Source organism: Streptomyces sp. NPDC127038 (assembly GCF_042725875.1).
Classification (GTDB): domain Bacteria; phylum Actinomycetota; class Actinomycetes; order Streptomycetales; family Streptomycetaceae; genus Streptomyces.
Map to the genome: position 1 here is coordinate 24,295 of NZ_JBHXDQ010000024.1, position 25,465 is coordinate 49,759.

General features: G+C 72.9%; 23 protein-coding genes. 16 read left to right on the forward strand and 7 right to left on the reverse strand.

Features of this window, described 5'->3' with window-relative positions:
- Positions 1-28: 28 nt before the first annotated feature.
- Together ACFWI4_RS18655 and ACFWI4_RS18660 are read left to right on the forward strand one after the other, a co-directional pair.
- Positions 29-1,051 (forward strand): NlpC/P60 family protein, encoded by a 1,023-nt coding sequence (locus ACFWI4_RS18655; RefSeq protein ID WP_387197246.1) that lies wholly within the window; start codon positions 29-31, stop codon positions 1,049-1,051.
- A gap of 77 nt (positions 1,052-1,128) precedes the next feature.
- Entirely contained in the window at positions 1,129-2,325 is a 1,197-nt protein-coding gene (locus ACFWI4_RS18660) for a hypothetical protein (RefSeq protein ID WP_387197249.1), read from the forward strand.
- Positions 2,326-2,338: 13 nt separating this feature from the next.
- Here ACFWI4_RS18660 and ACFWI4_RS18665 read toward each other — a convergent pair whose 3' ends face one another.
- Entirely contained in the window at positions 2,339-2,863 is a 525-nt protein-coding gene (locus tag ACFWI4_RS18665; RefSeq protein ID WP_387197398.1) for a PadR family transcriptional regulator, read from the reverse strand.
- Positions 2,864-2,990: 127 nt separating this feature from the next.
- On the opposite strand from ACFWI4_RS18665, the gene ACFWI4_RS18670 reads away from it, so the two are divergent.
- On the forward strand, positions 2,991-4,316 hold the full coding sequence (locus ACFWI4_RS18670; protein ID WP_387197252.1) for an MATE family efflux transporter: 1,326 nt from the start codon (positions 2,991-2,993) through the stop codon (positions 4,314-4,316).
- Here ACFWI4_RS18670 and ACFWI4_RS18675 read toward each other — a convergent pair.
- Positions 4,280-5,518, reverse strand: a complete 1,239-nt coding sequence (locus tag ACFWI4_RS18675) for a glycosyltransferase 87 family protein (RefSeq protein WP_387197255.1) — start codon at positions 5,516-5,518, stop codon at positions 4,280-4,282. The two genes, ACFWI4_RS18670 and ACFWI4_RS18675, sit on opposite strands and share 37 nt — an antisense overlap.
- 143 nt (positions 5,519-5,661) lie before the next feature.
- Between ACFWI4_RS18675 and ACFWI4_RS18680 the strand changes: the two genes are divergently transcribed.
- Complete coding sequence (locus ACFWI4_RS18680) at positions 5,662-6,804, forward strand: glycosyltransferase family 4 protein (RefSeq protein WP_387197400.1); 1,143 nt, start codon at positions 5,662-5,664, stop codon at positions 6,802-6,804.
- A 578-nt stretch (positions 6,805-7,382) separates the two neighbouring features.
- On the opposite strand, the gene ACFWI4_RS18685 is transcribed toward ACFWI4_RS18680, so the two are convergent.
- Complete coding sequence (locus ACFWI4_RS18685; RefSeq protein ID WP_385406540.1) at positions 7,383-9,179, reverse strand: AMP-dependent synthetase/ligase; 1,797 nt, start codon at positions 9,177-9,179, stop codon at positions 7,383-7,385.
- Positions 9,180-9,475: 296 nt separating this feature from the next.
- On the opposite strand from ACFWI4_RS18685, the gene ACFWI4_RS18690 reads away from it, so the two are divergent.
- The 6 genes from ACFWI4_RS18690 (at position 9,476) to ACFWI4_RS18715 (ending at position 15,238) form a co-directional block, all read left to right on the forward strand.
- Positions 9,476-10,273, forward strand: coding sequence for a metallophosphoesterase (locus ACFWI4_RS18690; RefSeq protein ID WP_385406543.1), 798 nt, complete (start codon positions 9,476-9,478; stop codon positions 10,271-10,273).
- 124 nt (positions 10,274-10,397) lie between these two features.
- Positions 10,398-10,838 (forward strand): SRPBCC family protein, encoded by a 441-nt coding sequence (locus tag ACFWI4_RS18695; protein ID WP_339128917.1) that lies wholly within the window; start codon positions 10,398-10,400, stop codon positions 10,836-10,838.
- Positions 10,839-11,372: 534 nt separating this feature from the next.
- Positions 11,373-12,542: an ArsA family ATPase gene (locus ACFWI4_RS18700; protein WP_387197260.1), complete on the forward strand. Its 1,170-nt coding sequence runs from the start codon at positions 11,373-11,375 to the stop codon at positions 12,540-12,542.
- 91 nt (positions 12,543-12,633) lie between these two features.
- Positions 12,634-13,119, forward strand: a complete 486-nt coding sequence (locus ACFWI4_RS18705) for a DUF5304 domain-containing protein (RefSeq protein WP_387197262.1) — start codon at positions 12,634-12,636, stop codon at positions 13,117-13,119.
- A gap of 54 nt (positions 13,120-13,173) precedes the next feature.
- Positions 13,174-14,127, forward strand: coding sequence for an ROK family glucokinase (locus tag ACFWI4_RS18710; RefSeq protein ID WP_385406554.1), 954 nt, complete (start codon positions 13,174-13,176; stop codon positions 14,125-14,127).
- Between the two features lie 346 nt (positions 14,128-14,473).
- A complete protein-coding gene (locus tag ACFWI4_RS18715) occupies positions 14,474-15,238 on the forward strand; it encodes an endonuclease/exonuclease/phosphatase family protein (protein ID WP_387197265.1) in 765 nt (254 codons plus the stop codon).
- Between the two features lie 27 nt (positions 15,239-15,265).
- Here ACFWI4_RS18715 and ACFWI4_RS18720 read toward each other — a convergent pair whose 3' ends face one another.
- Positions 15,266-15,901 carry a hypothetical protein gene (locus tag ACFWI4_RS18720; RefSeq protein ID WP_387197404.1) on the reverse strand — a complete coding sequence of 212 codons (636 nt, stop codon included), beginning with the start codon at positions 15,899-15,901 and terminating at the stop codon, positions 15,266-15,268.
- Positions 15,902-16,016: 115 nt separating this feature from the next.
- Positions 16,017-16,826 carry an alpha/beta hydrolase gene (locus ACFWI4_RS18725; RefSeq protein WP_387197268.1) on the reverse strand — a complete coding sequence of 270 codons (810 nt, stop codon included), beginning with the start codon at positions 16,824-16,826 and terminating at the stop codon, positions 16,017-16,019.
- A gap of 159 nt (positions 16,827-16,985) precedes the next feature.
- On the opposite strand from ACFWI4_RS18725, the gene ACFWI4_RS18730 reads away from it, so the two are divergent.
- The 5 genes from ACFWI4_RS18730 (at position 16,986) to ACFWI4_RS18750 (ending at position 22,069) form a co-directional block, all read left to right on the forward strand.
- Complete coding sequence (locus tag ACFWI4_RS18730; RefSeq protein ID WP_387197270.1) at positions 16,986-17,828, forward strand: lysophospholipid acyltransferase family protein; 843 nt, start codon at positions 16,986-16,988, stop codon at positions 17,826-17,828.
- A gap of 40 nt (positions 17,829-17,868) precedes the next feature.
- On the forward strand, positions 17,869-19,092 hold the full coding sequence (gene macS / locus ACFWI4_RS18735) for a MacS family sensor histidine kinase (RefSeq protein WP_387197273.1): 1,224 nt from the start codon (positions 17,869-17,871) through the stop codon (positions 19,090-19,092).
- Between the two features lie 19 nt (positions 19,093-19,111).
- Entirely contained in the window at positions 19,112-19,813 is a 702-nt protein-coding gene (locus ACFWI4_RS18740) for a response regulator (RefSeq protein WP_387197276.1), read from the forward strand.
- A 142-nt stretch (positions 19,814-19,955) separates the two neighbouring features.
- Entirely contained in the window at positions 19,956-20,984 is a 1,029-nt protein-coding gene (locus ACFWI4_RS18745; protein WP_387197279.1) for a 6-phosphofructokinase, read from the forward strand.
- Positions 20,985-21,073: 89 nt separating this feature from the next.
- Complete coding sequence (locus tag ACFWI4_RS18750; protein WP_387197282.1) at positions 21,074-22,069, forward strand: 2-hydroxyacid dehydrogenase; 996 nt, start codon at positions 21,074-21,076, stop codon at positions 22,067-22,069.
- Here ACFWI4_RS18750 and ACFWI4_RS18755 read toward each other — a convergent pair.
- Both ACFWI4_RS18755 and ACFWI4_RS18760 read right to left on the reverse strand, forming a co-directional pair.
- Positions 22,021-23,919, reverse strand: coding sequence for an anthranilate synthase family protein (locus tag ACFWI4_RS18755; protein ID WP_387197285.1), 1,899 nt, complete (start codon positions 23,917-23,919; stop codon positions 22,021-22,023). The genes ACFWI4_RS18750 and ACFWI4_RS18755 overlap by 49 nt on opposite strands.
- A 109-nt stretch (positions 23,920-24,028) precedes the next feature.
- Positions 24,029-24,085: a trp operon leader peptide gene (locus ACFWI4_RS18760; RefSeq protein WP_101392327.1), complete on the reverse strand. Its 57-nt coding sequence runs from the start codon at positions 24,083-24,085 to the stop codon at positions 24,029-24,031.
- A 125-nt stretch (positions 24,086-24,210) separates the two neighbouring features.
- On the opposite strand from ACFWI4_RS18760, the gene ACFWI4_RS18765 reads away from it, so the two are divergent.
- Positions 24,211-25,425 (forward strand): glycoside hydrolase domain-containing protein, encoded by a 1,215-nt coding sequence (locus tag ACFWI4_RS18765; RefSeq protein WP_385406577.1) that lies wholly within the window; start codon positions 24,211-24,213, stop codon positions 25,423-25,425.
- The last annotated feature ends 40 nt before the right edge of the window (positions 25,426-25,465 follow it).

A 25,465-nucleotide genomic window follows, 5' to 3' on the forward strand; every position in this document is an offset into this window, starting at 1 on the left:
CCGTCAGCGGAAGGGAGTGCGGCCACCCGTGGGGTTCCATCGCCGCCTTGCACCGACCGGCTTCGACCGGGGCGTCGGCGCCTTCGGCGTCGCCGCCTGCGTGATGTCCGCCGCGGCCGCCGCGCTCGGCACCATGCCCGCCTCCGCGGCGCCCCGTGGCGACGCCAGGGCCGAGGTGGACCGCCTCTACGCCCAGGCGGAGAAGGCCACCGACGCGTACAACGCGGCCGACGAGCGCGGGGACGCGCTGCGCCGGCAGATCGGCACGGCGCAGGACGAGATCGCCCGGCAGCAGGACCGGGTCAACGCCATGCGCGACGAGCTGGGTTCGCTCGCCGGGGCGCAGTACCGCTCCGGAGGCCTCGACCCGTCCCTCGCGCTGCTCTTCTCCGCCGACCCGGACGACTACCTCGACAAGGCCTCCGCGCTCGACCGGATCAGCACCCGCCAGGCGGGCGAACTCAGGGACCTGCAGCTCGCGTTGCGCGACCTGGCGCAGGAACGCGAGGAGGCCCACGGAAAACTCGCCGAACTGGAGCGCAGCCGTACGGCGGTGGCACGGAACAAACGGGTCGTCGAGGGCAAACTGGCCAAGGCGCGGCAGCTCCTCGCCGCGCTGCCGTACGCCGACCGCGCCGCCTACGGACGGGCGTCGCGCTCGGTGCGGACCGACCTGCCCGGGCTCGGTGACTCCGTCGCCTCCTCCTCGCGCGCGGCCATCGCCGTCGCCGCGGCCCGCTCGGCGCTCGGCCGCCCCTACGTGTGGGGCGCCAACGGGCCAGGCGGCTTCGACTGTTCGGGCCTCATGCAGTGGTCCTACGCGCACGCCGGGGTCGGTCTGCCGCGCACCTCGCAGGCCCAGCGGTTCGCCGGACGCCGGATCCCGCTCTCCCAGGCGCGTCCCGGGGACCTGGTCACCTACCGGTCCGACGCCAGCCATGTCGGGATGTACGTGGGCAACGGCCAGGTGATCCACGCCCCCTACCCGGGGGCCCCGGTGCGCTACGACCCGGTCGGGATGATGCCGATCTCGTCCGTCACCCGCGTCTGACGGGCCGCGGACCCGGCCGCCGCACGGGCCGGGCGAGCGGTCCGGCGGGCGGGCGCGGGCACCGTACGATCGGGAGAATGGCCGGTCGAAGAGGTGCGTCGCGAGCGGGGCTCCTGGTGGTGCTGCTGCTCGCCGGGCTCGTCGGCTGCGGCGGCCGCACGGCGCCCGACACGTCGGCGGCCGATGTGCAGCGGGTCCTCGACCGGAGGGCGGAGGCGGTCCTGCACCGGGACGAGGCGGCCTTCCGGGCCACCGGGACCGCGGCCGGCGGCGGAACGGGCCTCGCGAACCTGCGGGACGTGCCGCTGGCGGGCTGGTCCTACCGTCTGGCAGGCCTGAGCCGCACCGGCGACCGCGCCACGGCCCGGGCCGAACTGAGCTACCGCATCGACGGCTACGACACCGCGCCCGTCAAGGCGGACCGCACGCTCGGCCTCACCCGAACCGGCGGAACCTGGCGCGTCACCTCCGACAGGCCGGCCGGCAAGGGCGGCGACCAGTTGTGGGACGAGGGTGCCGTGACGGCCGTACGGGGTGAGCACAGCCTCGTCCTGGGGGTCGGGCAGTCCGGTGAGCGGCTGCGTTCCTTCGCGTCCCTCGCCGACCGTGCCGTACCGGCCGTGTCGGACGCCTGGGGCACCGACTGGTCCCGGCACGTCGTCGTCCTCGTGCCGAAGTCCCTGGAGGGCATGGCGGGGCTGCTCGGGGCCCCGGCGTCCGGGTACCGGGGGATCGCGGCGGTCACCACCGGGGAGGCGGGCGGCTCGGCGAAGGCGCCCGCGGACCGGATCATCGTCAACCCGGACGCGTACGGCCTCCTGGGCGACCTCGGCAAGCAGGTCGTGCTCACCCACGAGACCACGCACGTCGCCACCCGCGCCCACACCACCGCCGCCACCCCGCTGTGGCTCTCCGAGGGGTATGCCGACTGGGTCGGCTACCGGGGGAGCGGGCGGACGCCCGGACAGGTCGCCCCGGAACTGCAGCGCGCGGTGGCCGGCGGCCAGGTCCCGGCGGCGCTGCCGGACGACCGCGACTTCGGGTTCACCGCGGACGCGGGCGCGCTCGCGCGGGCCTACGAGGGCGGCTGGACGGCCTGCCGGCTGATCGCGGACCACTGGGGCGAGGACCAGTTGAACGCGTTCTACCGGGCGGTGGGCGACCACGGGAGACGGGCGGGCGCGGTCGAGGGCGCCCTGCGGGACGTGCTGCACACGACGCCGGAGGAGTTCACCCGGATGTGGCAGAGCTATCTGAGGGACCAACTGGGCTGACGGGTAAGGCCGTTCACGCTTCGAGCAGCTCGATGGCCTCCGCGAGCCAGGCGCGTTCCGCGGTGCCGGTCGCCCGCGCCACCCGCAGCATGCCCCGCCGGAACAGATCGCCGGCCTCCTCCGCGCGCACCGGTTCGCCGTCCTCGTAGAAGAAGCTCGTCGGGGCCTGGAGGAACTCCTGGCGGCGGCGCAGCACCGCGGCCTGCTCGCGGGGATCGCCCAGGTGCCGCAGGAACGACAGCAGGGTGTTGAACCGGACCTGGTCGGTGATCTCGGCCTGCTTGGGGTGGCGCAGCCGCTCCAGGAGGTCGGCGCGTCCCTTGTCGGTGAGCGACAGGATGCGCCGCGGGGCCGCGCCGCTGCCGGGCTCGGTGTGCTGGTCGAGCAGGCCCGCGTCGACCAGGCGGGTGATCGCCGGGTACAGGGCGCCGTCGCTGACCGGCCGGACATGGCCGCTGAGCGCCTTGATGCGCTCCTTCAGCTCGTAGCCGTGCAGGGGCTCCTCGTACAGGAAGCCCAGGATCGACAGCTCCAGCATCCGTCCGTCCCTTCCCTCGGGGGCGCCCCGCGCGGTCGGCACCGAGGGTGTTGCCGGGGCTCGTCCAGCCATGGTACCTCTTATCGAGCTACCTCGAATCGAGGTAGCTCGATAAGAGGGAGCCGTCGTGAACGCCCACCGCAAGCAGCTCGTGGCCCTCGCCCACCCCGTCTACCTCTCGCTGCTCGCCTCCGTCGCCGCCGGGATCATCAACACCGTCTGGGTCTCCCGGCTCGGCGGGGACGCGGTGGCCGCCGTCGCCGTCGCGACCAACACCGAGAACGTGCTGCTCGGCGTCGCCCTTGTCTTCGCCTCCGGCACCACCGTCCTGGTCGCCCACGCCCGGGGCGCCCGCGACCCCGGAGCGGTCCGCGCGGCCGTCCGCGGGGGCTGGGCGCTGTGCGCCGCCGTCACCCCGGTGATCGCCCTCGGCGGCTTCCTGCTGCGCGAACCGCTGGCCCGCCTGGTCCTCGGCGGGGACGGACCCGCGCTCGGCCTCGCCGTCCGCTACTTCGCGATCTCCCTGCCCGGCATCGCCGTCTTCTTCGCGCAGAACCTCGTCGACGGCATCCTCAAGGGCGCAGGCGACACCCGCACCCCGATGCGCCTCGCCCTGCTGGCCAACGGCCTGATCCTCGGCCTCGACCCGTTCCTCATCCACGCGTACGGCGTCCCGGGCGCCGCCCTCTCGACGGTGCTGTGCCGCTCGGTGGCCCTCGCCGCCGGTCTGCGCGCCCTGCGCCGCGACACCCTGCTGTCCGAAGCGGCCGGCGCGCCACCCGCCGAGGGCACCGGCGCCGCCCTGCGCCGCACCCTCACCACCGGTCTGCCCATGTCCGCCGACTTCACGGTGCGCCAGGGCGGCGCCCTGGTCCTGGTCGCGATCGTCGCCCGGCTCGGGACCACGGCGGTCGCGGCCTACGCGATCGCCTACAAGGTCATGTACGTCGCCACCATGGCGTTCTACTCGGTCCGCCAGGCCGCCTCGATCCACACCGCGCACAGCCGCGGCGCGGGCCGGGACGAGCGGGGCGCCATCGGACGGCAGGCCGTCCTCGTCTCCGGGACCGTCGGGCTGCTCGCGGCGGCGCTGCTCGCCACCCTGGCCCCCTGGATCATGCGCGCGTTCGGCGCCGGCCCCGCGGTCGCCCACGACGGCGTGCTGTTCCTGCGCTGCGTCGGGCCCTATCTGCTGCTGATGGCCTGCTTCATCGCCCTCGGCGGGGTCTATGAGGGCAGCGGGGGAGCGCCGGTGCTGCTGCGGGTCACGCTGACCGGAACGGCCGTCCAGCTGCCGCTCGCCGTCACCCTCTCCGGGCTGGGGCTGCCGGGCGTCTGCCTGGCCCTCGCGCTGTCCATGACGGTGCAGTGCGCCGCCCTGTGGCTGTGGACCCGGCGGGCCGCGCGGACCGAGCGTCAGGACGCCAGCGTCTCCTTGGCGCGGGCCGCCTGAGCGGGCAGCTCGGGCGCCGGACGGGAGACCGTGCTCCGCCACAGCTCCCGGGCGGCCAGCACCGAGGCGACCACCAGCAGGCCGTTGCGCAGGACCAGGAGGGTGATGCCGAGCCCGGTGCTGCCCACCACGTCCGCGAACCAGACCGGGAACTCCAGCACGGTCACGAAGCACGCGACCAGCACCAGCCAGGCCGGCACCGCCATCCGGCTCGCCCGGAAGCACAGGCACACCGCGGCGATCCCGACCAGCCACACCAGGTACTGCGGGCTGATGACCCGGCTGGTGGTGGTGAACATCAGGACGGCGACGAACGCCGCGTCGGCCAGCGTGTGCGACAGGAACCGCTTGGCGCACAGCCGCCACAGCAGCAGCCAGCCGAAGGCGAGCGCGGTCAGTATCAGGGCCGCCGTGCTCACCAGGTCGACGTAGGGGCCGACGAACTCCACCGAGCCGTAGTTGAGCAGCACCCGCCCGTTCCAGCCGTGGTGCCGGGCCACGTGGAAGACGAGGGAGCCCAGCGACTCCACCTCGGTCCCGCGGTCGCGCTGGAACCTCAGGAAGGCGAACGAGCCCGGCATCGTCGCCCAGAACAGCGCCCCGGTCCCGGCCGCGGTCGCCGCCGCCCAGACCCAGGCCCGGCGGCGCACGGCACCGAGGAGCAGCAGCACCGGCCACACCTTCACCATCGCGCCGAAGCCCGTGAGCATCCCCATCACCCGGGGGTGCCGGGAGCCGGCGAGCAGCGCGGCGACCGCCACGGCCGTCACCATCACGTCGTAACGGGCGTACACGGTCGGTCCGAGCAGCGGGACCCCGACCGTCCACACCCAGGCCCCGCGCAGGGTCTTGCCGGAGCGCGAGCCCGCGTACAGGAGCAGCCCGAAGACCACCAGGTCGGCCACGAAGGCCAGCACGAAGAAGGCGTGCGCGTAGTCGAGGAAGGGCAGCAGCCCGGGGGCGAGGATCGCTAGCGAGGCGGCCGGCGGGTACTGCCAGGTGACGTCGCGCAGCGGGAAGCTGCCGTGCCGCAGGACGTCGTACCAGCCGTGGTAGATCACCGAGACGTCGCTGGTGACGTCGGGCCCCGGGAAGACGTACACCTTGGCCACGAAGAGCAGCAGCGTCAGCCGGGTCACGCCCCAGATCACCAGCAGCGCGGCCACGCCCAGCGGGAACCTCGTGCTCCGTGCCCCCGTCATGCCCACCTGGCCCTCATCGTCCGGATTCCGTGCGCCTCGCCGCCGCGCCTCGAGCGGAACCAGGGTGACGCACCGGTCTGTGTGCGAGCCGTCGAGCGCGGCCGTGCGGAGCTGTGAGTATAGATTCGATAGTGTCGAACACGATGCACAAGACCCTGATCGTGACGAACGATTTCCCGCCCCGCCCCGGCGGCATCCAGGCCTTTCTGCACAACATGGCGCTGCGCCTGGACCCCGATCGGCTCGTCGTCTACGCCTCGACCTGGAAGCGCGGCCACGAGGGAGCGGAGGCCACCGCGGCCTTCGACGCGGAGCAGCCCTTCACCGTCGTACGGGACCGTACGACCATGCTACTTCCGACGCCGCGCGTCACCCGGCGGGCGGCCGGGCTGCTGCGGGAACACGGCTGTACGTCGGTGTGGTTCGGGGCGGCGGCACCGCTCGGTCTGATGGCCCCGGCGCTGCGCAGGGCGGGCGCGACCCGTCTGGTGGCGACCACGCACGGCCACGAGGCGGGCTGGGCCCAGCTGCCCGCCGCCCGCGGTCTGCTGCGCCGCATCGGCGACTCCACCGACACGATCACCTACCTCGGCGAGTACACGCGCTCGCGGATCGCCTCCGCGCTGACCCCGGAGGCGGCGGCGCGGATGGTGCAGCTGCCGCCGGGCGTCGACGAGCGGACCTTCCACCCCGGCTCGGGCGGCGACGAGGTCAGGGCCCGCCTCGGTCTCACCGACCGGCCCGTCGTCGTGTGCGTCTCCCGGCTGGTCCCGCGCAAGGGCCAGGACACCCTCGTGCGCGCGATGCCGCTGATCCTCGCCAAGGAGCCGGACGCGGTGCTGCTGATCGTCGGGGGCGGGCCCTACGAGAAGGAGCTGCGCAAGCTCGCGCACGAGACCGGGGTCGCGGGCTCGGTCCGGTTCACCGGGGCGGTGCCCTGGTCGGAGCTGCCCGCGCACTACGGGGCCGGGGACGTCTTCGCGATGCCGTGCCGCACCCGCAGGGGCGGGCTCGACGTCGAGGGGCTCGGCATCGTCTATCTGGAGGCGTCGGCGACGGGCCTTCCGGTGGTGGCCGGCGACTCCGGGGGCGCGCCGGACGCGGTGCTCGACGGGGAGACGGGCTGGGTGGTCCGCGGCGGCTCCTCCGAGGAGGCGGCCGACCGGATCGTCACCCTGCTCGGCGACCCCGAACTGCGCCGCCGCATGGGCGAACGGGGCCGCTCCTGGGTCGAGGAGCGGTGGCGCTGGGACCTCCTGGCAGAACACCTAAGAAAGCTGCTCTAGCAGCCCCCGACCGCGCCCACGTGCCTGCCACTCACTGCCGACGCGCGCCTGCCAGCCGCCGGTGGCTGGTCGCGCAGTTCCTCGCGCCCCTGCCGGGGCACGCCCAAGGGGCTGCGGCTTGCTGCGGGCGTGCGTTTGTGGGCCGCCGGTGGCTGGGCGCGCAGTTCCTCGCGCCCCTGTGGGGCACGCCCAAGGGGCTGCGGCTTGCTGCGGGCGTGCGTCTGCGGGTCGCCGGGGGCTGGTCGCGCAGTTCCCCGCGCCCCTGAACGGCCGCCCTGACGGGCGCCCGCCAGGGCGCTCGTTCAGGGGCGCGAGGAACTGCGCGAGCAACCAGGACGAACCTTCAAGCCCGGGACGAACCCCCGCCTTCTCGGCGGGCCCGTCAGGGGCGCGGGGAACTGCGCGAGCAACCACGATGAGCCTCAAGGCCGGGATGGAGCTCGCTTCCCGCGGCGGAGCCGGGAACCCGCCCCGCGGAGCGGGGTGAACCGACCCGCGGACGGGAACGGCTCGGCCTCCTCCGGTTGAGGGGGCCGAGCCGTGTGTTCCGGCCGGGGTGGTACCCGGTCGCTCGGGCGTCAGCCCCGATAAAGTGCCTCGATCTCGTTCGCGTAATCCTTGGCCACCACGTTCCGCTTCAGCTTCAGCGACGGCGTCAGATGCCCCGACTCCTCCGTGAACTGGTGGGCGAGGACACGGAACTTGCGGACCGACTCCGCCTTGGACACCGCCGCGTTGCCGTCGTCGATCGCGTCCTGGATGGCGGCGATCAGGTCCGGGTCCTCACGCAGCGACGCCGCGGTCGAGCCGGCCGGCTTCCCGTGTTCCTCGGCCCAGCGGCCCAGGAACTCCTCGTCGACCGTGACCAGCGCACCGACGAACGGACGCCCGTCGCCGACCACCATGCACTCCGCGACCAGCGCGTGCGCGCGGATACGGTCCTCGATCACGGCCGGGGCCACGTTCTTGCCGCCCGCGGTGACGATGATCTCCTTCTTGCGGCCGGTGATGCGGAGGTAGCCGTCCTCGTCGAGCGTGCCGATGTCACCGGTGTGGAACCAGCCGTCGGCGAGCGCCTCGGCCGTCGCGGCCTCGTTGTTCCAGTACTCCTTGAACAGGTGCTCGCCGTGCAGCAGCACCTCGCCGTCGTCGGCGATCCGGATCACGGAGCCGGGCAGCGGCTGGCCGACCGTGCCGATCTTCGTACGGTCCCACGGGTTGAAGGCCGTGGCCGCACAGGACTCGGTCAGGCCGTAGCCCTCCAGGACCGTGAACCCGATACCCCGGAAGAAGTGGCCGAGCCGCTCGCCCAGCGGCGCGCCGCCCGAGATCGCGTACTCGCCACGGCCGCCGAGCACCGCGCGCAGCTTGCTGTAGACGAGCTTGTCGAACGTCTTGTACTTGATCTTCAGACCGAGCGACGGCCCCGAGGGGGTGTCCAGCGCGCGGCTGTACGCGATCGCCGTGTCCGCGGCCTTGTCGAAGATCTTGCCCTTGCCGTCCGCCTGGGCCTTGGCCCGCGCCGAGTTGTAGACCTTCTCGAACACGCGCGGCACACCGAGGATCAGCGTCGGTCGGAAGGAGGCCAGCTCGTCGGTGAGGTTCTTGATGTCCGGGACGCAGCCCAGCTTGATCGGCGCCATCATGGGCGCGACCTGCACGAGCCGCCCGAAGACGTGCGCGAGCGGGAGGAACAGCAGCACCGAGCACTCACCGGTGCGGAACAGCGGGCGCAGCCGCTCCACGATGTTGCCGCACTCGGCGAAGAACGCACGGTGCGTCAGGACACAGCCCTTGGGGCGTCCCGTGGTCCCGGAGGTGTAGACGATGGTCGCCGGGTCGTCCGCCTTGGCGAGCGAGCTGCGCTCCTCGACGGTGGCGTCGCTGACGTCCGCGCCCAGGCGCCCCAGCTCCTCGACACCGCCGGCCTCGATCTGCCAGACGTGTTCGAGTGCGGGCAGCCGGTCGCGCACCGACTCCACGGAGGCCGCGTGCGCGGGGAGCTCCACGATGCAGGCCCGCGCGCCCGAGTCGCCGAGGATCCACTGCACCTGCTCGGGGGAGCTGGTCTCGTACACCGGCACGGTGATGGCGCCGGCGCTCCAGATCGCGAAGTCGAGCAGCGTCCACTCGTAGCGGGTACGGGACATGAGGGCGACCCGGTCACCGGGCCGCACGCCCGCGGCGATCAGGCCCTTGGCCGCGGTCCGCACCTCGGCGAGGAAGACGGTGGCGCTGACGTCCGTCCAGGTACCGCCCACCTTGCGGGCGATCACGGCTACGTCGGGATGCTGCGCGGCGTTTCGGCGGACGATGTCGGTGAGATTTCCGTCCGCGGGGACCTCGTACAAAGCCGGAAGGCTGAACTCGCGCAAGACTGCTGCTCCTCATAGGGCGCCGGCGCCACGACTCTGTGTGATGCGACGGTGCGGTCCAAGGCTCGGGCAAGTACTCAAGAGATCACTTGTTGAAATCCCGAGTACGACTGGACTGCCCGGACGTTACCCGCCGGTATGGCCTCTTCGACAGGGGGTCCCGGTGAGATGTTCTATGCGTCACACGTGTTGGCGTTCCTTCGCGCACAGTAGTCCACGCGCTTCCGGGGGTGCCAGTAATCGCAGGTCCGGCCGCCTCTGTTCACGTTTGCCACACCGGCCTACGCTTGATCGTCATGGCATCCACACCCGTCGGCCGTCGGAAGACGCGCATCCATGTCGTCAGTGACGTGCACGGCAACGCCCGGGACCTCGCCCGGGCCGGCGAAGGCGCCGACGCCCTGATCTGCCTCGGTGACCTGGTCCTCTTCCTCGACTACGCCGACCACGCGCGCGGCATCTTCCCCGACCTCTTCGGAGTGGAGAACGCCGACCGCATCGTCGAGCTGCGCACCGCCCGTCGCTTCGAGGAGGCGCGCGCGTTCGGCGCCCGGCTGTGGGCGGGCATCGGCACCGACCGGGCCGCGGCGATCGAGAAGGCGGTCCGCAAGCAGTACGCCGAGCTGTTCGCGGCCTTCCCGAATCCGACGTACGCGACCTACGGCAATGTCGACATGCCGACGCTGTGGCCCGAGTACGCCGGCCCCGGCACGACGGTCCTCGACGGCGAGCGCGTCGAGATCGGCGGCCGGGTCTTCGGGTTCGTCGGCGGGGGGCTGCGGACGCCGATGCGCACGCCGTACGAGATCAGCGACGAGGAGTACGCGGCCAAGATCGAGGCCGTCGGCGAGGTCGACGTGCTGTGCACGCACATTCCGCCGGAGGTGCCGGAGCTGGTGTACGACACCGTGGCGCGCCGCTTCGAGCGGGGCTCCCGGGCGCTGCTGGACGCGATCCGGCGCACGCGCCCCCGTTACGCGCTCTTCGGCCACGTCCACCAGCCGCTCGTCCGCCGGATGCGTGTCGGGGCGACGGAATGCGTCAATGTGGGGCACTTCGCGGGGTCGGGTCGCCCCTGGGTGCTGGAGTGGTGACGCGGCGACAGGCCTGAAGGCCAGGTGGGGTGACGGTGCCCGGGGCCGTGCGCGGTAGCCTTCACGCTGCACACACGTGCGCACCGTCCTCCCTCACCGGACCGCATCTCGAGGAGCCACCGCGATGGCGGAACACACCAGTTCGAGCATCACGATCGAGGCGGCACCGGCTGACGTCATGGCGGTGATCGCCGACTTCGCCCGGTACCCGGACTGGACGGGCGAGGTGAAGGAGGCGCAGGTCCTCAAGGAGGACGAGCGCGGCCGCGCCGAGCAGGTCCGGCTCGTCATGGACGCCGGCGCCATCAAGGACGACCAGACCCTCGGCTACACCTGGACCGGTGACCACGAGGTCTCCTGGACCCTGGTCAAGTCCCAGATGCTGCGCTCGCTGGACGGTTCGTACCTCCTCAAGCCCGCGGGCGACGGCGCCACCGAGGTCACCTACCGGCTGACCGTCGACGTCAAGATCCCCATGCTCGGCATGATCAAGCGCAAGGCCGAGAAGGTCATCATCGACCGCGCCCTGGCCGGCCTGAAGAAGCGCGTCGAAGAATCCGCCTAGCCCCCCGGGGTACCCGTACCCACCCCAGCCCTTCCTTCGCCCCCTCCGCCCCTACCCATCCCGTACCCGGGGGCTCCGCCCCCAGACCCCCGCTCCTCAAACGCCGGAGGGGCTGAACTTTTCCCCGGCCGGCACTGAAAAGTGACTGGCCGGGCTGGATCTTTCCTCGCCCGGAGCTGAAGCGGGACCGGCCCGGGGCTGAGCTTTGGCCGGCCGGGGCTGAAATGGGATCGGCCGGGGCTGAACCTTTCCCTGGCCGGGACTGAAAGTGACTGGCCGGGGCTGTGCGTCCGCCGGCCGGGACTGAAAAGTGACTGGCCCGGGCACCACGATGCACCCGCAGTCGGCATCGCACCGTCGGGGCCGTGCCGGTACATCGATGGCCGTCGCCACCGACGCCCACACCTCACCCAACGGCGACGGCCTGATGCACCGGCACGGCCCCGACCCACCCACCGGCCGCACCCGCCGAGACCCCCACCGGACCCGGACCCGAAACCCGTCAAGGCCCCCGCACAGGTAGCGTTCACCCCCATGCGCACCATCCTGATCACCGGCCAGGGCGGCACAGGCCGTACCACCGTCGCCGCGGCCACCGCGCTGAACGCCGCGCGGGAAGGCACCCGCACCCTGGTGCTCACCGCCGACCGCACCGACACCCTCGGCGCCGTCCTCGGCGTCCCCACCGGCCCCGACCCCGTCGAAGCGGCCCCCGGCCTCACCGCCTGGCGCCCCGACGCCGCCGCCCGCTTCCGCGACGACCTCACCGCCTTCCAGCGCCGCGCCACCACCGCCCTCGACCTCCTCGGCGCCTCCCGCCTGGACGCCGAGGAGGTCACCCCGCTCCCCGGCGCCGAGGAACTGGCCCTGCTGCGCGCCCTGCGCGACGCCGCGCTGTCGGAGGCGTACGGCCTGCTCGTCGTGGACCTGCCCCCGGCCCCCCAGGCCCTCGCCCTCCTCGCGCTGCCCGAGGAACTCCGCCGCTACCTGCGCCGCCTGCTCCCGCCGGAGCGCCAGGCGGCCCGCGCCCTGCGCCCGGTCCTGGGACGCCTCGCGGGCGTGCCCATGCCCGCGGAGTGGCTGTACGAGACCGCGGGACGCTGGGACGTCGAGCTGGCCGCCGTGCAGGCCGTCGTCGAGGACCGCGCCACGACCGTACGGCTGGTCGCCGAGCCCGGACCCGCCGGCATCGACGCCGTCCGCACCGCCGCCACCGCCTTCGCCCTGCGCGCACTGCCCGTCGACGGTCTGGTCGCGAACCGGGTGCTGCCCTCGGCCACCCACGACGCCTGGATGGGGTCCCTCGCGGCCCAGCAGCGCAAGGCCCTGGACGAGTGGCGCGAGTCCTTCACGGTCCACGAGGTCCCGCACCGCGGCCACGACCCGCGCGGCACCGACGACCTCGCCGCGCTCCCCGTGCCCGGCGTCAACACAGCGCCCACCCCGGTCGAGTGGCCCGTGACCGACCGTCTCGCCGACGACGGCGTGCTGGTGTGGAACATCCCGCTGCCCGGCGCGATACGCGACGAACTCGACCTCATCCGGCGCGGCGACGAACTCGTCGTCACCGTCGGCCAGTTCCGCCGGATCGTCCCGCTCCCGTCCGCGCTGCGCCGCTGCACGGTGGCCGGAGCCGCGCTGCGCGAGGGCGAGCTGCGCATCCGGTTCACCCCGGATCCGGGGCTGTGGCCGCGCGGGAAGTGACCCCGCGGGATCCGGGGTGCCGGCCCGGTGAACGGGGTACCCCCGTTCGGGTAACGTCGAAAGCACGAGAAACGTAGGCAGGAGTCCCGCCATGAGCGAAGAGCGCCCCACATCCGACGCCGCTCAGGAGGAGACGGCCGACGAGGTGCGTGTCGAGGAGACGCACGCCACCGACGACGACGCCTGGGCGACCGCGTGCGCGGAGGACCTCGCCGCGGAGAAGGCCCGCCGCCGCGCCCAGCACGGCCCGCCGCCCGGCTCCGCCGCCGAGGAACTGCGCAAACTCGTCGACGCCGTCGCCGACAGGCTCTCCGGACTCCAGTCCCCGCTGTTCGGCGCGGTCGCCGGCGGCACCGCCCAGCAGGTGGTCAACCAGGTGGTGCAGCAGGCCAAGGCGGCCGTGGAACCGGTGCTGGAGCGCAACCCCGAGGTCTTCGACCACCTCGCCGCCGCGGGCTCCGAACTGCTCGCCGCCTACCGCTCGGCGGTCGAGAACCAGGAGCGCCGCTGGACCACCCGGAGCACAGATTCCCGCGACGACGAGCCGGGTCCGGGCGAACACATCGACTTGGACTAATCGCCCCTCGGGTACGGTTGGCCGTAGCGGGGCTCGACCGAAACTGAGGGATTCATGGGACTCACCATCGGCGTCGATATCGGCGGCACGAAGATCGCGGCCGGTGTGGTCGACGAGGAAGGCAATATTCTCTCGACGCACAAGGTGCCGACCCCCGCCACGCCCCAGGCCATCGTGGACGCGATCGCCTCGGCCGTGGAGGGTGCGCGGGCCGGCCACGACATCGTCGGTGTCGGCATCGGTGCCGCCGGATATGTGAACCGCCAGCGCTCGACGGTCTACTTCGCACCGAACATCGACTGGCGCAACGAGCCGCTCAAGGCAGAGGTCGAGCGGCGCGTCGGCCTGCCGGTCGTCGTCGAGAACGACGCGAACGCGGCCGCCTGGGGCGAGTACAAGTTCGGCGCCGGCAAGGGCCACCGCAACGTCATCTGCATCACCCTGGGCACGGGCCTCGGCGGCGGCATCATCATCGGCAACAAGCTGCGCCGCGGTCACTTCGGCGTGGCCGCCGAGTTCGGCCACATCCGGATGGTGCCGGACGGCCTGCTGTGCGGCTGCGGCTCGCAGGGCTGCTGGGAGCAGTACGCCTCCGGTCGCGCGCTCGTCCGCTACGCCAAGCAGCGCGCCAACGCGACCCCGGAGGCCGCGGAGATCCTGCTGGGCCTCGGCGACGGCACGCCCGACGGCATCGAGGGCAAGCACATCTCCATGGCCGCCCGCCAGGGCGACCATGTCGCGGTGGACTCCTACCGCGAGCTGGCCCGCTGGGCCGGCGCGGGTCTGGCGGACCTCGCCTCGCTGTTCGACCCGTCCGCCTTCATCGTCGGCGGCGGTCTCTCGGACGAGGGCGAACTGGTCCTCGACCCGATCCGCAAGTCGTACAAGCGCTGGCTGGTCGGCGGCAACTGGCGTCCGGTCGCCGATGTGATCGCCGCCCAGCTGGGCAACAAGGCCGGTCTCGTCGGCGCGGCGGACCTGGCACGGGAGCCCGACCCGATCATGTAGGTCCCGCGTGTCCCGCACGGCAGCGCCCGCCGCCCCCGCACAGGCCGGCGGGCGCAGCCATGTCCGGGCCGCACCCGTGGACCGCGGCTCCCGGCATCTCGGGGACCGCGGCTCCCCACATCTCGCATCTCGCATCTGGGGGACCGCGGCTCCCCGCATCCCGCATCTCGGGGACGCCCCCGAACCCGAGACGTCCGGCGTCCGGCCTCCGGTGCCCCCGGCTTCACCCGATCGAGGGGCCCACGGCCCGCCCGGCGCCCGTCCGCCCCTCCGGTGCCCCCGGACGGCTGGAACCGTGTGGTTCTTCGGCCCTTCCCGCGGGCCTCCGGCGCGTATCTTGATCGCCATGCCGACCAGCTTCTCCGCCAGTCCGCTGCCCGCGTCCCGCACCGAGCCCGACGGTTCGGCCGTCATCCGCGTGCTCAGCTACAACATCCGCTCGATGCGTGACGACACCGCGGCCCTCGCCCGGGTGATCAGCGCCTGCTCACCCGACCTCGTCCTGGTCCAGGAGGCGCCCCGCTTCTTCCGCTGGCGCAAGAAGCTCGCGCGCCTCGCGGCCGCCTCCGGCCTCGTCGTCCTGTCCGGAGGCGCCACGGCCGCCGGACCCGCGCTGCTGTGCTCCCTGCGGGCCACCGTGGAGCGCACCGAGGACGTGCTGCTCCCGCTCACCCCCGGTGAGCACCGGCGCGGCTTCGCCACGGCGGCCGTCCGGTTCGGGGGCGCCCGGCTCGGCGTCCTGAGCTGCCATCTGTCGCTCCGGAACGACGAGCGCCTGGAGCAGAGCGGTCTGCTCCTCGACCGGCTGGCCGGCCTGGGCACCCCGCACGCCGTCGCCGGCGGCGACCTCAACGAAACCCCTGCGGGTCCGGGGTTCCGCCGTCTCGCGGGCGCGCTCCAGGACGGCTGGGCCACCCGTCCCTGGGGCGGGGAGCACACCTGGACGTTCGCGGGCCCCGAGCGCCGCATCGACGCCGTCTTCGCCACTCCCGGAGTCGAGGTGCTCGGCTGCGGAGTGCCGCTCGGCCTGCCCGGCGTGACCGGGACGGACCTGAGGGCGGCCACGGACCACCTGCCCGTCCTGGCCGCCCTCAGAGTGCCGTCGTCCTAGGGCCCGGCCCGCCCCCCAAGGCCCGGGTCAGACGACCGCGCCGCGTCCCGGGTCGTCGTGGTCCTCGTCGTCGTCCTTCATGCGGGTCACCAGCGTGGCGAAGCCGCCGAGGAAGCCGCCGACGCCCAGGGTGGTGAGCCACCAGGTCATGTCCCAGCCGAGCAGCACGGCCAGCAGGAGCAGGGCGGGGCCGCCGAGCACGCCGAGCCAGGCGAACTTGGCGGTCGCGTCCGCCTCGGGCAGCGGAGGCGGCTCGGGCGGTACGAAGTGGCCCTCGTCGTCCTCGTCGTAGTCGTCCTCGGACGGCTCGGGCGCGCGGTAGTCCCGCGGGCCGCCGACACCGGGCGCGAAGGCGACCGAACTGCCGAGCGGTTTGGCGGCCGGGGGCGGGTCGCCGGCGGAGGCCTCCGGCTCGGATCCGGTGCCCGGAGCCGGGCCGTCCTCTCCCTCGCCGTCCGCGGCGCCCGCCTCGGAGCCGGTCCCGGTGTAGGGCTCGGGAAGCGCGAGGTCCTCGATGGGCCGGAACGGGCGCGCGCCGGGCGGGTCCGGCGGCTCCTCGCCGTAGCCGGCGACGATCGACTTCCAGGCGGCGTCCTCGTCGAACGGCACGCTCTGCCCGTCGTCGGCGGACTCCCCGCGGGCGTCACCGGACGCCTCCCCGATCAGGTCCCCGGCGGACTCGGTGCGCGCGTCGCCGACACCTCCGCCGCGAGCCCCGTCGAGCGGCTCGCCCACGGGGACGCCCGTCTCCTCGGAATCGCCACGGTCCGCGTCGTGCTCAGCCACCGGCTGCCGTCCCTTCCTGCCTACCCGCCCGACCCGAGTCGGCCTTCGTGCCGGCACCGGGCGCGAGCCGGCTGATGAAGGAGTGACTCTCCTCGAAGATCCGGTCCGCGTCATGGTCCAACGTCGCGACGTGGTAGCTCTGTTCCAGCACGATCTCCGTGACGTCCGTGGAGGACACCCGGCCGAGGATGCGCGCCGAGTCGGCGGGGGAGACCACGTGGTCCTGGAGGCTGTGCAGCAGCAGGAGCGGCTGGGTGACCTGCGGCAGCTCCGCGTCCACCACCGTGCACAGCAGGCGCAGCGAATGCGCGGCGTGCAGCGGCACCCGGTCGTAGCCGAGCTCCTCGGCGCCCTCCTTGGCGATGTCGCTCGCGATGCCCTTCACGGACGGGACGAGGTGACGGAGCACGGGCAGGGCGTGCGCGGTCAGGCCCTGCACCTTGTTGAGCGGGTTCACGAGGACCACACCGCTGATCTCGTCGCCGTGCCGGGCCGCAAGCCGCAGGGCCAGCGCGCCGCCCATCGACAGGCCGAGGACGAACACCCGGGAGCAGCTCGCGCGCAGGGCGCGCAGCTCGCGGTCGACCTCCGCGTACCAGTCCTGCCAGCCGGTGACCTGCATGTCCTGCCAGCGCGTGCCGTGTCCCGGCAGCAGCGGCAGCGCGACCGTCAGGCCGCGCTCGGCGAGGTACTCCGCCCAGGGGCGCAGCGACTGCGGGGAGCCGGTGAAACCGTGGCAGAGAAGGACGCCGACCTCTCCGCCCTCGTGGCGGAACGGCTCGGCTCCAGGAAGGACCGGCACCTCGGTCTCCTGTTCATGAGTTGGGCGGAAAACGACTCCGGGTGTGCTTCACCGTACGCGACGGTACTGACACCGACCAGGGTCGTCGGGTCCTTTGACGGTGCTCCGGGTTAAGGTCTGATCCACGACACAGGAGGCACGCGGGTGATCTACGGCGCAATGAAGTTTTCCATCGGAGGGCCCCTGAAGCTCGCCTTCAGGCCCTGGGTGGAAGGCCTCGAGAACATCCCCGCCGACGGCCCGGCCATTCTGGCGAGCAATCACCTCTCGTTCTCGGACTCGTTCTTCCTGCCCGCGGTCCTCGAACGCAAGGTCACCTTCATCGCGAAGGCGGAGTACTTCACGACCCCGGGCATCAAGGGCCGGATGACGGCCGCCTTCTTCAAGGGGGTCGGCCAGCTCCCGGTGGACCGTTCCGGCGCGCGGGGCGCGGGCGAGGCGGCCATCAAGAGCGGCATAGAGGTCATCGAGCGCGGTGAGCTGTTCGGCATCTACCCGGAGGGCACCCGCTCGCCCGACGGCCGCCTCTACCGCGGCAAGCCCGGCGGTCTGGCGCGCGTGGCCCTGGCCACCGGCGCGCCCGTCATCCCGGTCGCGATGATCGACACGGAGAAGATCCAGCCGCCGGGCAAGCTGATGCCCAAGCTGATGCGTCCGGGCATCCGCATCGGCAAGCCGCTGGACTTCAGCCGCTACAGCGGCATGGAGCACGACCGGTTCGTGCTCCGCGCGGTGACCGACGAGGTCATGTACGAGATCATGAAGCTCTCCGGCCAGGAGTACGTCGACATCTACGCGACGGCCGCCAAGCGCCAGATCGCGGACGCGGCGAAGGCCGAGAAGGACGCCGAGAAGGCGGCCAGGGCGGCTCTCGCCCAGGCCGAGAAGCAGGCGGCCGCGGAACCGGCGGACGGCACGGCCGCTCCCGGGGGCGAGGGCCGGGGCGAGAGCGGCGGCGAGGAAGGGACCGGACCGGCCGACGGGCAACGATCCGGCTCGTAGGAGCGTCCGTAGGGACGTCGGCAGTCTGGGGTGGGGGGCCATGGCCAAGCGCGAGAGAGTCATGAGGATGTCGGTCGAGCAGCCGCTGTGGCGTGCGCTGGCCGGGTACCGGGTGCTGACCGTGCTCTACGCGACCGGGCTCTTCGCCACCAGGTACGACAGGTTCGCCCGCCCCTGGGTGGCCGTGGTGTTCTTCGCGTTCCTGCTGGTCTGGACGCTGGCCACGCTGCCCAGGGTGGCCGGAGCGGCCCACTGCACCAAGCGGTTCCTGGCCGCCGACCTCACCGTCGCGCTGGCCGGCATCCTGCTCACCCGTGTCGCCGACTCCGCCGCGCGCATCGACGCGGGGGGCCCGACCCTGCCGTCGATATGGACTGCGGGCGCGGTCCTGGCCTTCGCGATCAAGGGCGGTTGGCGGTGGGCGGCCTTCGCCTCCACGCTCGTCGCCGCGGCCAACCTGGTCGAGCGCGGCGCCCCGACCCGGGACACCGTGCACAACGTGATCCTCGTCTGGGTCGCCTCCATCGCCATCGGATACGTCGTCGAGGTCGCGCGCGCCTCCGAGCGCACGCTCGCCCGCGCCCTGGAGATCGAGGCGGCGACCCGTGAACGCGAGCGGCTCGCCCGGGACATCCACGACGGTGTGCTCCAGGTCCTGGCCATGGTGCAGCGGCGCGGTACCGCGCTCGGCGGGGAGGCCGCGGAACTGGGCCGGATGGCCGGTGAGCAGGAGGCCGCGCTGCGCACCCTGGTCTCGGGCGGCCTGGTGCCCGTCTCCCGGGTGTCGGAGGACGCCTCGCTCGGCGCGGTCGTACGAGCCGTGGACGAGCCCGACGACGAGGAGGCCGCGGGCCCCCTCGACCTGCGCGTGCTGCTCGCCCCGTACGCCACCGCACGCGTGACCCTCTCCGAGCCCGGCGCGCCGGTGCCGCTCGACCCGCCCGCCGCGCGGGAACTGGCCGCCGCCGTGGGGGCCGCCCTGGACAATGTCCGCAGGCACGTGGGCGCGGACGCCCGGGCCTGGATCCTGGTCGAGGACGAACCCGGCACGGTGGCCGTGACGGTGCGCGACGAGGGCCCCGGCATCCCGGAGGGGCGGCTGGCCCAGGCCGAGGGCGAGGGGCGGCTCGGTGTGGCGCTCTCGATCCGCGGCAGGCTGCGCGACCTGGGCGGCACGGCGGAGCTGGTCTCCGTCCCCGGCCAGGGCACCGAGGTCGAGCTGAAGGTACCGAAGGACGCCTGGGGGAAGGCGAGGACGCGATGACGAAGGTGGCGGCGGGACGATGACGGCCGGGACGGCGGCGGAGCCGCGAGCGGGGGAGAACCCCATCAGGGTCATGGTGGTGGACGACCACCCCATGTGGCGTGACGCCGTGGCCCGTGACCTGGCGGCCGCCGGGTTCGACGTGGTCGCGACCGCCGGCGACGGCGAACAGGCCGTGCGCCGCGCGCTGGCGGCCGCCCCCGACGTGATGGTCCTCGACCTGAACCTGCCCGCCAAGCCCGGGGTGCAGGTCTGCAAGGAGCTGGTCGGCGCCGACCCGTCGCTGCGCGTCCTGGTCCTGTCGGCCAGCGGCGAGCACGCCGACGTCCTGGAGGCGGTGAAGTCCGGCGCGACCGGCTACCTCCTGAAGTCGGCGTCCGCCGAGGAGCTGACCGACGCGGTGCGCCGGACGGCCGCCGGCGACCCGGTGTTCACGCCGGGCCTCGCGGGACTGGTCCTGGGCGAGTACCGCCGGCTGGCCTCGGAACCCGTCCCCGCCGCCGGCGCCGACGAGCCGAGGGCCCCTCAGCTGACCGACCGTGAGACCGAGGTGCTGCGCCTGGTCGCCAAGGGTCTGAGCTACAAGCAGATCGCCGAGCGTCTGGTCATCTCGCACCGGACGGTCCAGAACCATGTGCAGAACACCCTGGGAAAGCTCCAGCTGCACAACCGGGTCGAGCTGGTCCGCTACGCGATCGAGCGGGGACTCGACGACGCCTGAACCGCGCCGATGCCGCCTTCCGGGTGATATGTGCGTATCAACCCACCGCAATTCACCAGAACACCCCTTCCGCACCATGCCGAAGTGACCTGGATCACTATTAGCGTGAGTCCGACAGCCAACCGTGGCGAAGGGACTTTCCATGCGGGTCGGAGTACTGACCGGAGGCGGCGACTGCCCCGGGCTCAACGCCGTCATCCGGGGCATCGTCCGCAAGGGCGTGCAGGAGTACGGCTATGACTTCGTCGGTTACCGGGACGGCTGGCGGGGGCCGCTCGAAGGCGACACCGTACGGCTCGACATCCCCGCCGTGCGCGGGATCCTGCCGCGTGGCGGCACCATCCTCGGATCCTCGCGCACCAACCCCCTCAAGCACGAGAACGGCATCCGCCGCATCAAGGAGAACCTCGCCAAGCAGGAGGTGGAGGCGCTCGTCGCGATCGGCGGCGAGGACACCCTCGGCGTCGCCGCGCGGCTCGGCGACGAGTACGGCATCAACGTCGTCGGCGTACCCAAGACCATCGACAACGACCTCTCCGCCACCGACTACACCTTCGGCTTCGACACGGCGGTCAACATCGCGACCGAGGCCATCGACCGCCTCCACACCACCGCCGAATCGCACATGCGCGTCCTGGTCTGCGAGGTGATGGGCCGGCACGCCGGCTGGATCGCCATCCACTCGGGTCTGGCCGGCGGCGCGAACGTCATCCTCATCCCCGAGCAGCGCTTCGACGTGGACCAGGTCTGCGCCTGGGTGACCTCGCGCTTCAAGGCGTCGTACGCGCCGATCGTCGTCGTCGCCGAGGGCGCCATGCCCAAGGACGGCGACATGGTCCTCAAGGACGGCAGCCTGGACTCCTTCGGGCACGTCCGGCTCTCCGGCGTCGGCGAGTGGCTGGCCAAGGAGATCGAGCGGCGCACCGGCAAGGAGGCCCGCACCACCGTCCTCGGGCACGTCCAGCGCGGCGGGACGCCCAGCGCCTTCGACCGCTGGCTCGCCACCCGCTTCGGGCTGCACGCCATCGAGGCCGTCCGCGACGGCGACTTCGGCAAGATGGTCGCCCTGCGCGGCACGGACATCGTCCGGGTCCCGATCGCGGAGGCCACCGCCAAGCTGAAGACGGTCGACCCCGCCCTGTACCAGGAGGTCGGGGTGTTCTTCGGCTGACCGTCCGACGGCCGCCTCCCGGCGCTGACCGCGCGGCCCCTGGGGTACGGACCGTATATTCGGCCCGTACCCCAGCACGGGAGAGACCGGTGGAGATTCTGGCGTTCGGCGTCCAGGCCGACGAGAAGCCCCTGATCGAGACGGCCTTCGCGGGACGCCACGAGGTCCGCTGTCTCGACGTCTTCCTGACCGAGGACACCGCGCCCATCGCCGCCGGCCACGAGATCGTGTCCACCAGCGTCAACTGCGCCCTGGGACACCGCGTCCTCCAGACCCTGGCGGCCGGCGGCACCCAGCTGGTCGCCCAGCGCTCCACCGGGTTCAACAACATCGAGCTCGACGTCGCCGAGCGCCTCGGCATGACGGTCGCCCGGGTCTCCTCCTACTCGCCCTACTCGGTCGCCGAGTTCGCCTGGACCCTCGGGATGGCCGTCAACCGCCGTATCGTGCGCGCCGCCAACCGCACCCGCGACTTCGACTTCCGCCTCGAAGGACTGATGGGCCGTGACCTGCACGGCCGCACCGCGGGAGTCGTCGGCACCGGCAAGATCGGCGAGGCCTTCACCCGGATCGCCCACGGCTTCGGCATGCGTCTGCTCGGCTGGGACGTCGCCGAGAACCCGGCGTGCGCCGCCCTCGGCATGGAGTACGTCTCCAAGGAGCGGCTGCTCGCCGAGTCCGACCTCATCACCCTGCACGTCCCGCTGATGCCGGAGACCAAGCACCTCATCGACGCCGAGGCCCTGCGCCTGATGAAGGACGACGCGATCCTGGTGAACTCCAGCCGCGGCGGCCTCATCGACAGCCGGGCCCTCGTCGCCGAACTGCGCGAGGGCCGCTTCACGGGCGTCGGCCTCGACGTGTACGAGGCCGAGGCCGGACTGTTCTTCCTCGACAAGTCCCTGGAGACCGTCGAGGACGACACCCTGGCCCGCCTCGTCACCTTCCCGAACGTCCTGGTCACCTCGCACCAGGCGTACTACACCCGGGACGCCGTCGGCCAGATCGTCGACGCCACCGCCGCCAACGTCCTCGACTACACCGAGGGCCGCCGCTCCGCGAACGTGCTCGTGCCCCGCAGCTGACCCGTCAGCTCCCGCACCACGGCGGCCCCGTTCAGCGTCAGCACCGACTCCGGGTGGAACTGCACCCCCGCGAACCCCGGCCCGCGCAGCGCGTGCACCTCGCCGTTCGCGGCCCGGCTGACCTCGACACCGTGCGCGGCCAGCTCCGCCAGCGCCTCGTCGTCGCAGCGCGCCACGAAGCTGTTGTAGAACCCGACGGTCTCGGGCCGCCCGAACAGGTCGATCCGGGTCTGCGCGCCCTGGTACGGCACGTCCTTGCGGACGATGTCCAGTCCCAGCTCGGCCGCGATCAGCTCGTGCCCGAGGCACACCCCGAGGACGCCGTGCCGGTGTTCCCGGAGCACCCGCGCCGTCAGCCCGCGCAGGAAACGCATCTTGGGGTCCGCCGCGTCGGAGGGATCGCCGGGACCCGGGCCGAGGACGACCGGGCCCTCGTGCGCGAGGACCGCCTCGCGCAGCCCCGGCTCGTCGTAGCGGCGTACCGTCATGTCGAGCCCGGACGAGCGCAGCACGTGCGCGAGCATCGCGGTGAAGGTGTCCTCGGCGTCCACGACCAGCGCGTGCCCCGTCAGTTCCCGGGACCGCTCCTGCATCCGCAGCCAGAACGGCGCCAGCGAGGCCCGCCGCCCGTCCAGCGACGCCCGCACCCGGGGATCCTCGCCCAGCCCCGGCCGGGCGCCGTCCGGACGCGGCCGCCCCGGCCGCACCCCCAGCGCCGCCAGCACCCCCGCCGCCTTCGCGTGCGTCTCGGCGACCTCGCCCGCCGGGTCCGAACCCCGGACGAGCGTGGCGCCGACCGGCACCCGCAGCCGGCCGTCCGCGTCGATGTCGGCGGTGCGGATGAGGATCGGGGAGTCGAGCGTCTGCGCCCCGGGCCCGCCGTCCGGCCCGTCCTCCTGACGCCCGACCAGCGCCAGCGCGCCCGCGTAGTAGCCGCGCCCGCCGACCTCGTGACGCTCGATGACCCGGCAGGCGTTCTGCACCGGCGACCCGGTGACCGTCGCCGCGAACATGGTCTCGCGCAGCACCTCGCGCACGTCCAGCGAGGAACGGCCCCGCAACTCGTACTCGGTGTGCGCGAGATGGGCCATCTCCTTGAGCCGGGGCCCGATCACCACCCCGCCCATGTCCCCGACCGTGCACATCATCTTGAGCTCCTCGTCGACGACCATCGACAGCTCCTCGATCTCCTTGCCGTCGGCCAGGAACGCGAGCAGGTCCTCGGGCGTCGGTCCCCCCTCCGGGTAGCGGTACGTTCCGCTGATCGGGTTCATCACGACCGTCCCGGCCGACATCCGCACATGCACCTCGGGACTCGCCCCGACCAGCGTCCGCTCCCCGGTGTGCACGACGAACGTCCAGTAAGCGCCCCGCTCGCCGGTCAGCAGCCGGCGGAACAGCGCCAGGGCGTCGGCCCGTCCGAACCCCGGGATCCGGCCCTCGTACGTCCGCCGGATCACGAAGTTGGCGCCCTCGCCGCGCCCGATCTCCTCGCGCAGCACCCGCTCGACGATCCCGGAGTACTCCTCGTCGTCCACGTCGAAGCCGCCGCCCTCGACCCGTACGTCGTGCGCCGGAAGCTCCGCCAGCGCCTGCGCGAGCGGCAGTTCACGGCGTTCCTCGGGGACGAGCACGGTGAGCGGGGTGCCGTCGTCGCGGACGTCGAAGCCGCGCTCCCGGATCTGCCGGAAAGGGATCAGCGCGAGGGCCTCGTCGGGGATGTCGGCGAGCCGCTCCACGTCGCGCACCGGCCCCCGGAGCAGTTCGACCACGTCGTGGTCACGGCCCGGGGTGCGGCGGCGCAGCAGGGCGAACGGGCGGGGATCGTCCAGCAGGTCGAGCAGATTCATCGGTGCGTTCCTTCTCTCGGATCATGCATCTCGGAGAGGAACGGCCCGGGTCCGCGAACACCGAAGGCCGCCCCTCGGGCGGCCTTCGCGACGTCGTGTCTACGCGCAGTCAGTGGGCCGCCGGATGAGCGGTCCACCACCAGTTCTGGTTCGAATGCGCGAACATGCGCCGCACATTACCCGACCGTGAGGGGCGGGCAACAGCGTGAAACGGTCCCGCGGGGCGTTCCTACCGTCCGGTCACCGGCCATGCATGGCCAGACAGCCCGAACGCACCGAGAAACGAGAACCATGCGCGCAGCCCGTTCGTCCCAGCCCCGCAGGACCGGCGCCCGAGCCCTGACCGTGCTCCTCGCGGCGGCCGCGCTCGCCGCCGGGCCGCTCGTCCCCGCGAGCTCCGCCCCGCGACCGAGCGACTCCGAGGACCTCACCCAGATCGCCTACCGCGGCTACATCTTCACCGTCCCCGACTCCTGGCCGATCATCGACCTGAAGAGGCATCCCGACACCTGTGTCCGCTTCGACCGGCACGCCGTCTACCTCGGCACCCCCGGCAGCGACCAGAACTGCCCGGCCAGGGCCACGGGACGCACCGAGGCGCTCCTCGTCCAGCCCGCTCCCGTGGCCGCCAGGGCCGTCACCGAGAACCCGACGGCCCGCACCTACCGGGCCACCGCCGACCGCATCGCCGTCACCGCGGCCTACGGCTACGACCGCACCCGGATGCAGGACGTCCTGCGCAGCGCCGGACTGCCCGTCGCCTCCGCGCGGCGCGAGGGCGCTGCGGACCAGGCCGCGGACCCGCTGCCCAACGACGCGACCTCCTTCCGCGGCGAGGGCTTCGACGCCTGCACCGCCCCGAGCCAGTCGGCGATGGACGCCTGGCGCGACAACTCCCCGTACGGCGCGATCGGTGTCTACATCGGCGGTCTCAACCGGGCCTGCGCCCAGCAGCACCTGACCGCGGACTGGGTACGCGCGCAGTACACGCGCGGCTGGCGGTTCTTCCCGCTGTACGTCGGCCGCCAGCCCTCCTCGGACGGCGGCAGCTGCGGCGGCGGCTGCGCGGCGATCACCAGCCCGGTGTCGCAGGGCACCGCGGCCGCCGACGACGCCGTCAAGCAGGCGGCGGCGCTCGGCTTCGGCAAGAGCTCGGTGCTCTACCTCGACCTGGAGCACTACGAGCCCGGCGGCAAGGTCACCGACCAGGTGCTCTCCTACCTCCAGGCCTACACCGTGCGCCTGCACGCGCTCGGCTACCGCTCCGGCGCCTACGGGAACACCTCGTCCCTGGTCTCCGACCTGATCGCCGAGAAGAGCTCCGTCACCCTGCCCGACGTGATCCACTTCGCCCGCTGGAACGGGGTGTCGAGCACGACCGACTCCTCCATCCCCTCGTCCCTGTGGTCCAAGCACCAGCGCGTCCACCAGTACGTGGGCGACACGACCGAGACCCACGGCGGTGTGCGCATCTCCATCGACCGCGACCGGCTCGACGTCGGCTAGGCCCCCGGTTCCCTTCCGGACGGGCGCGGAGCGGCCGTCT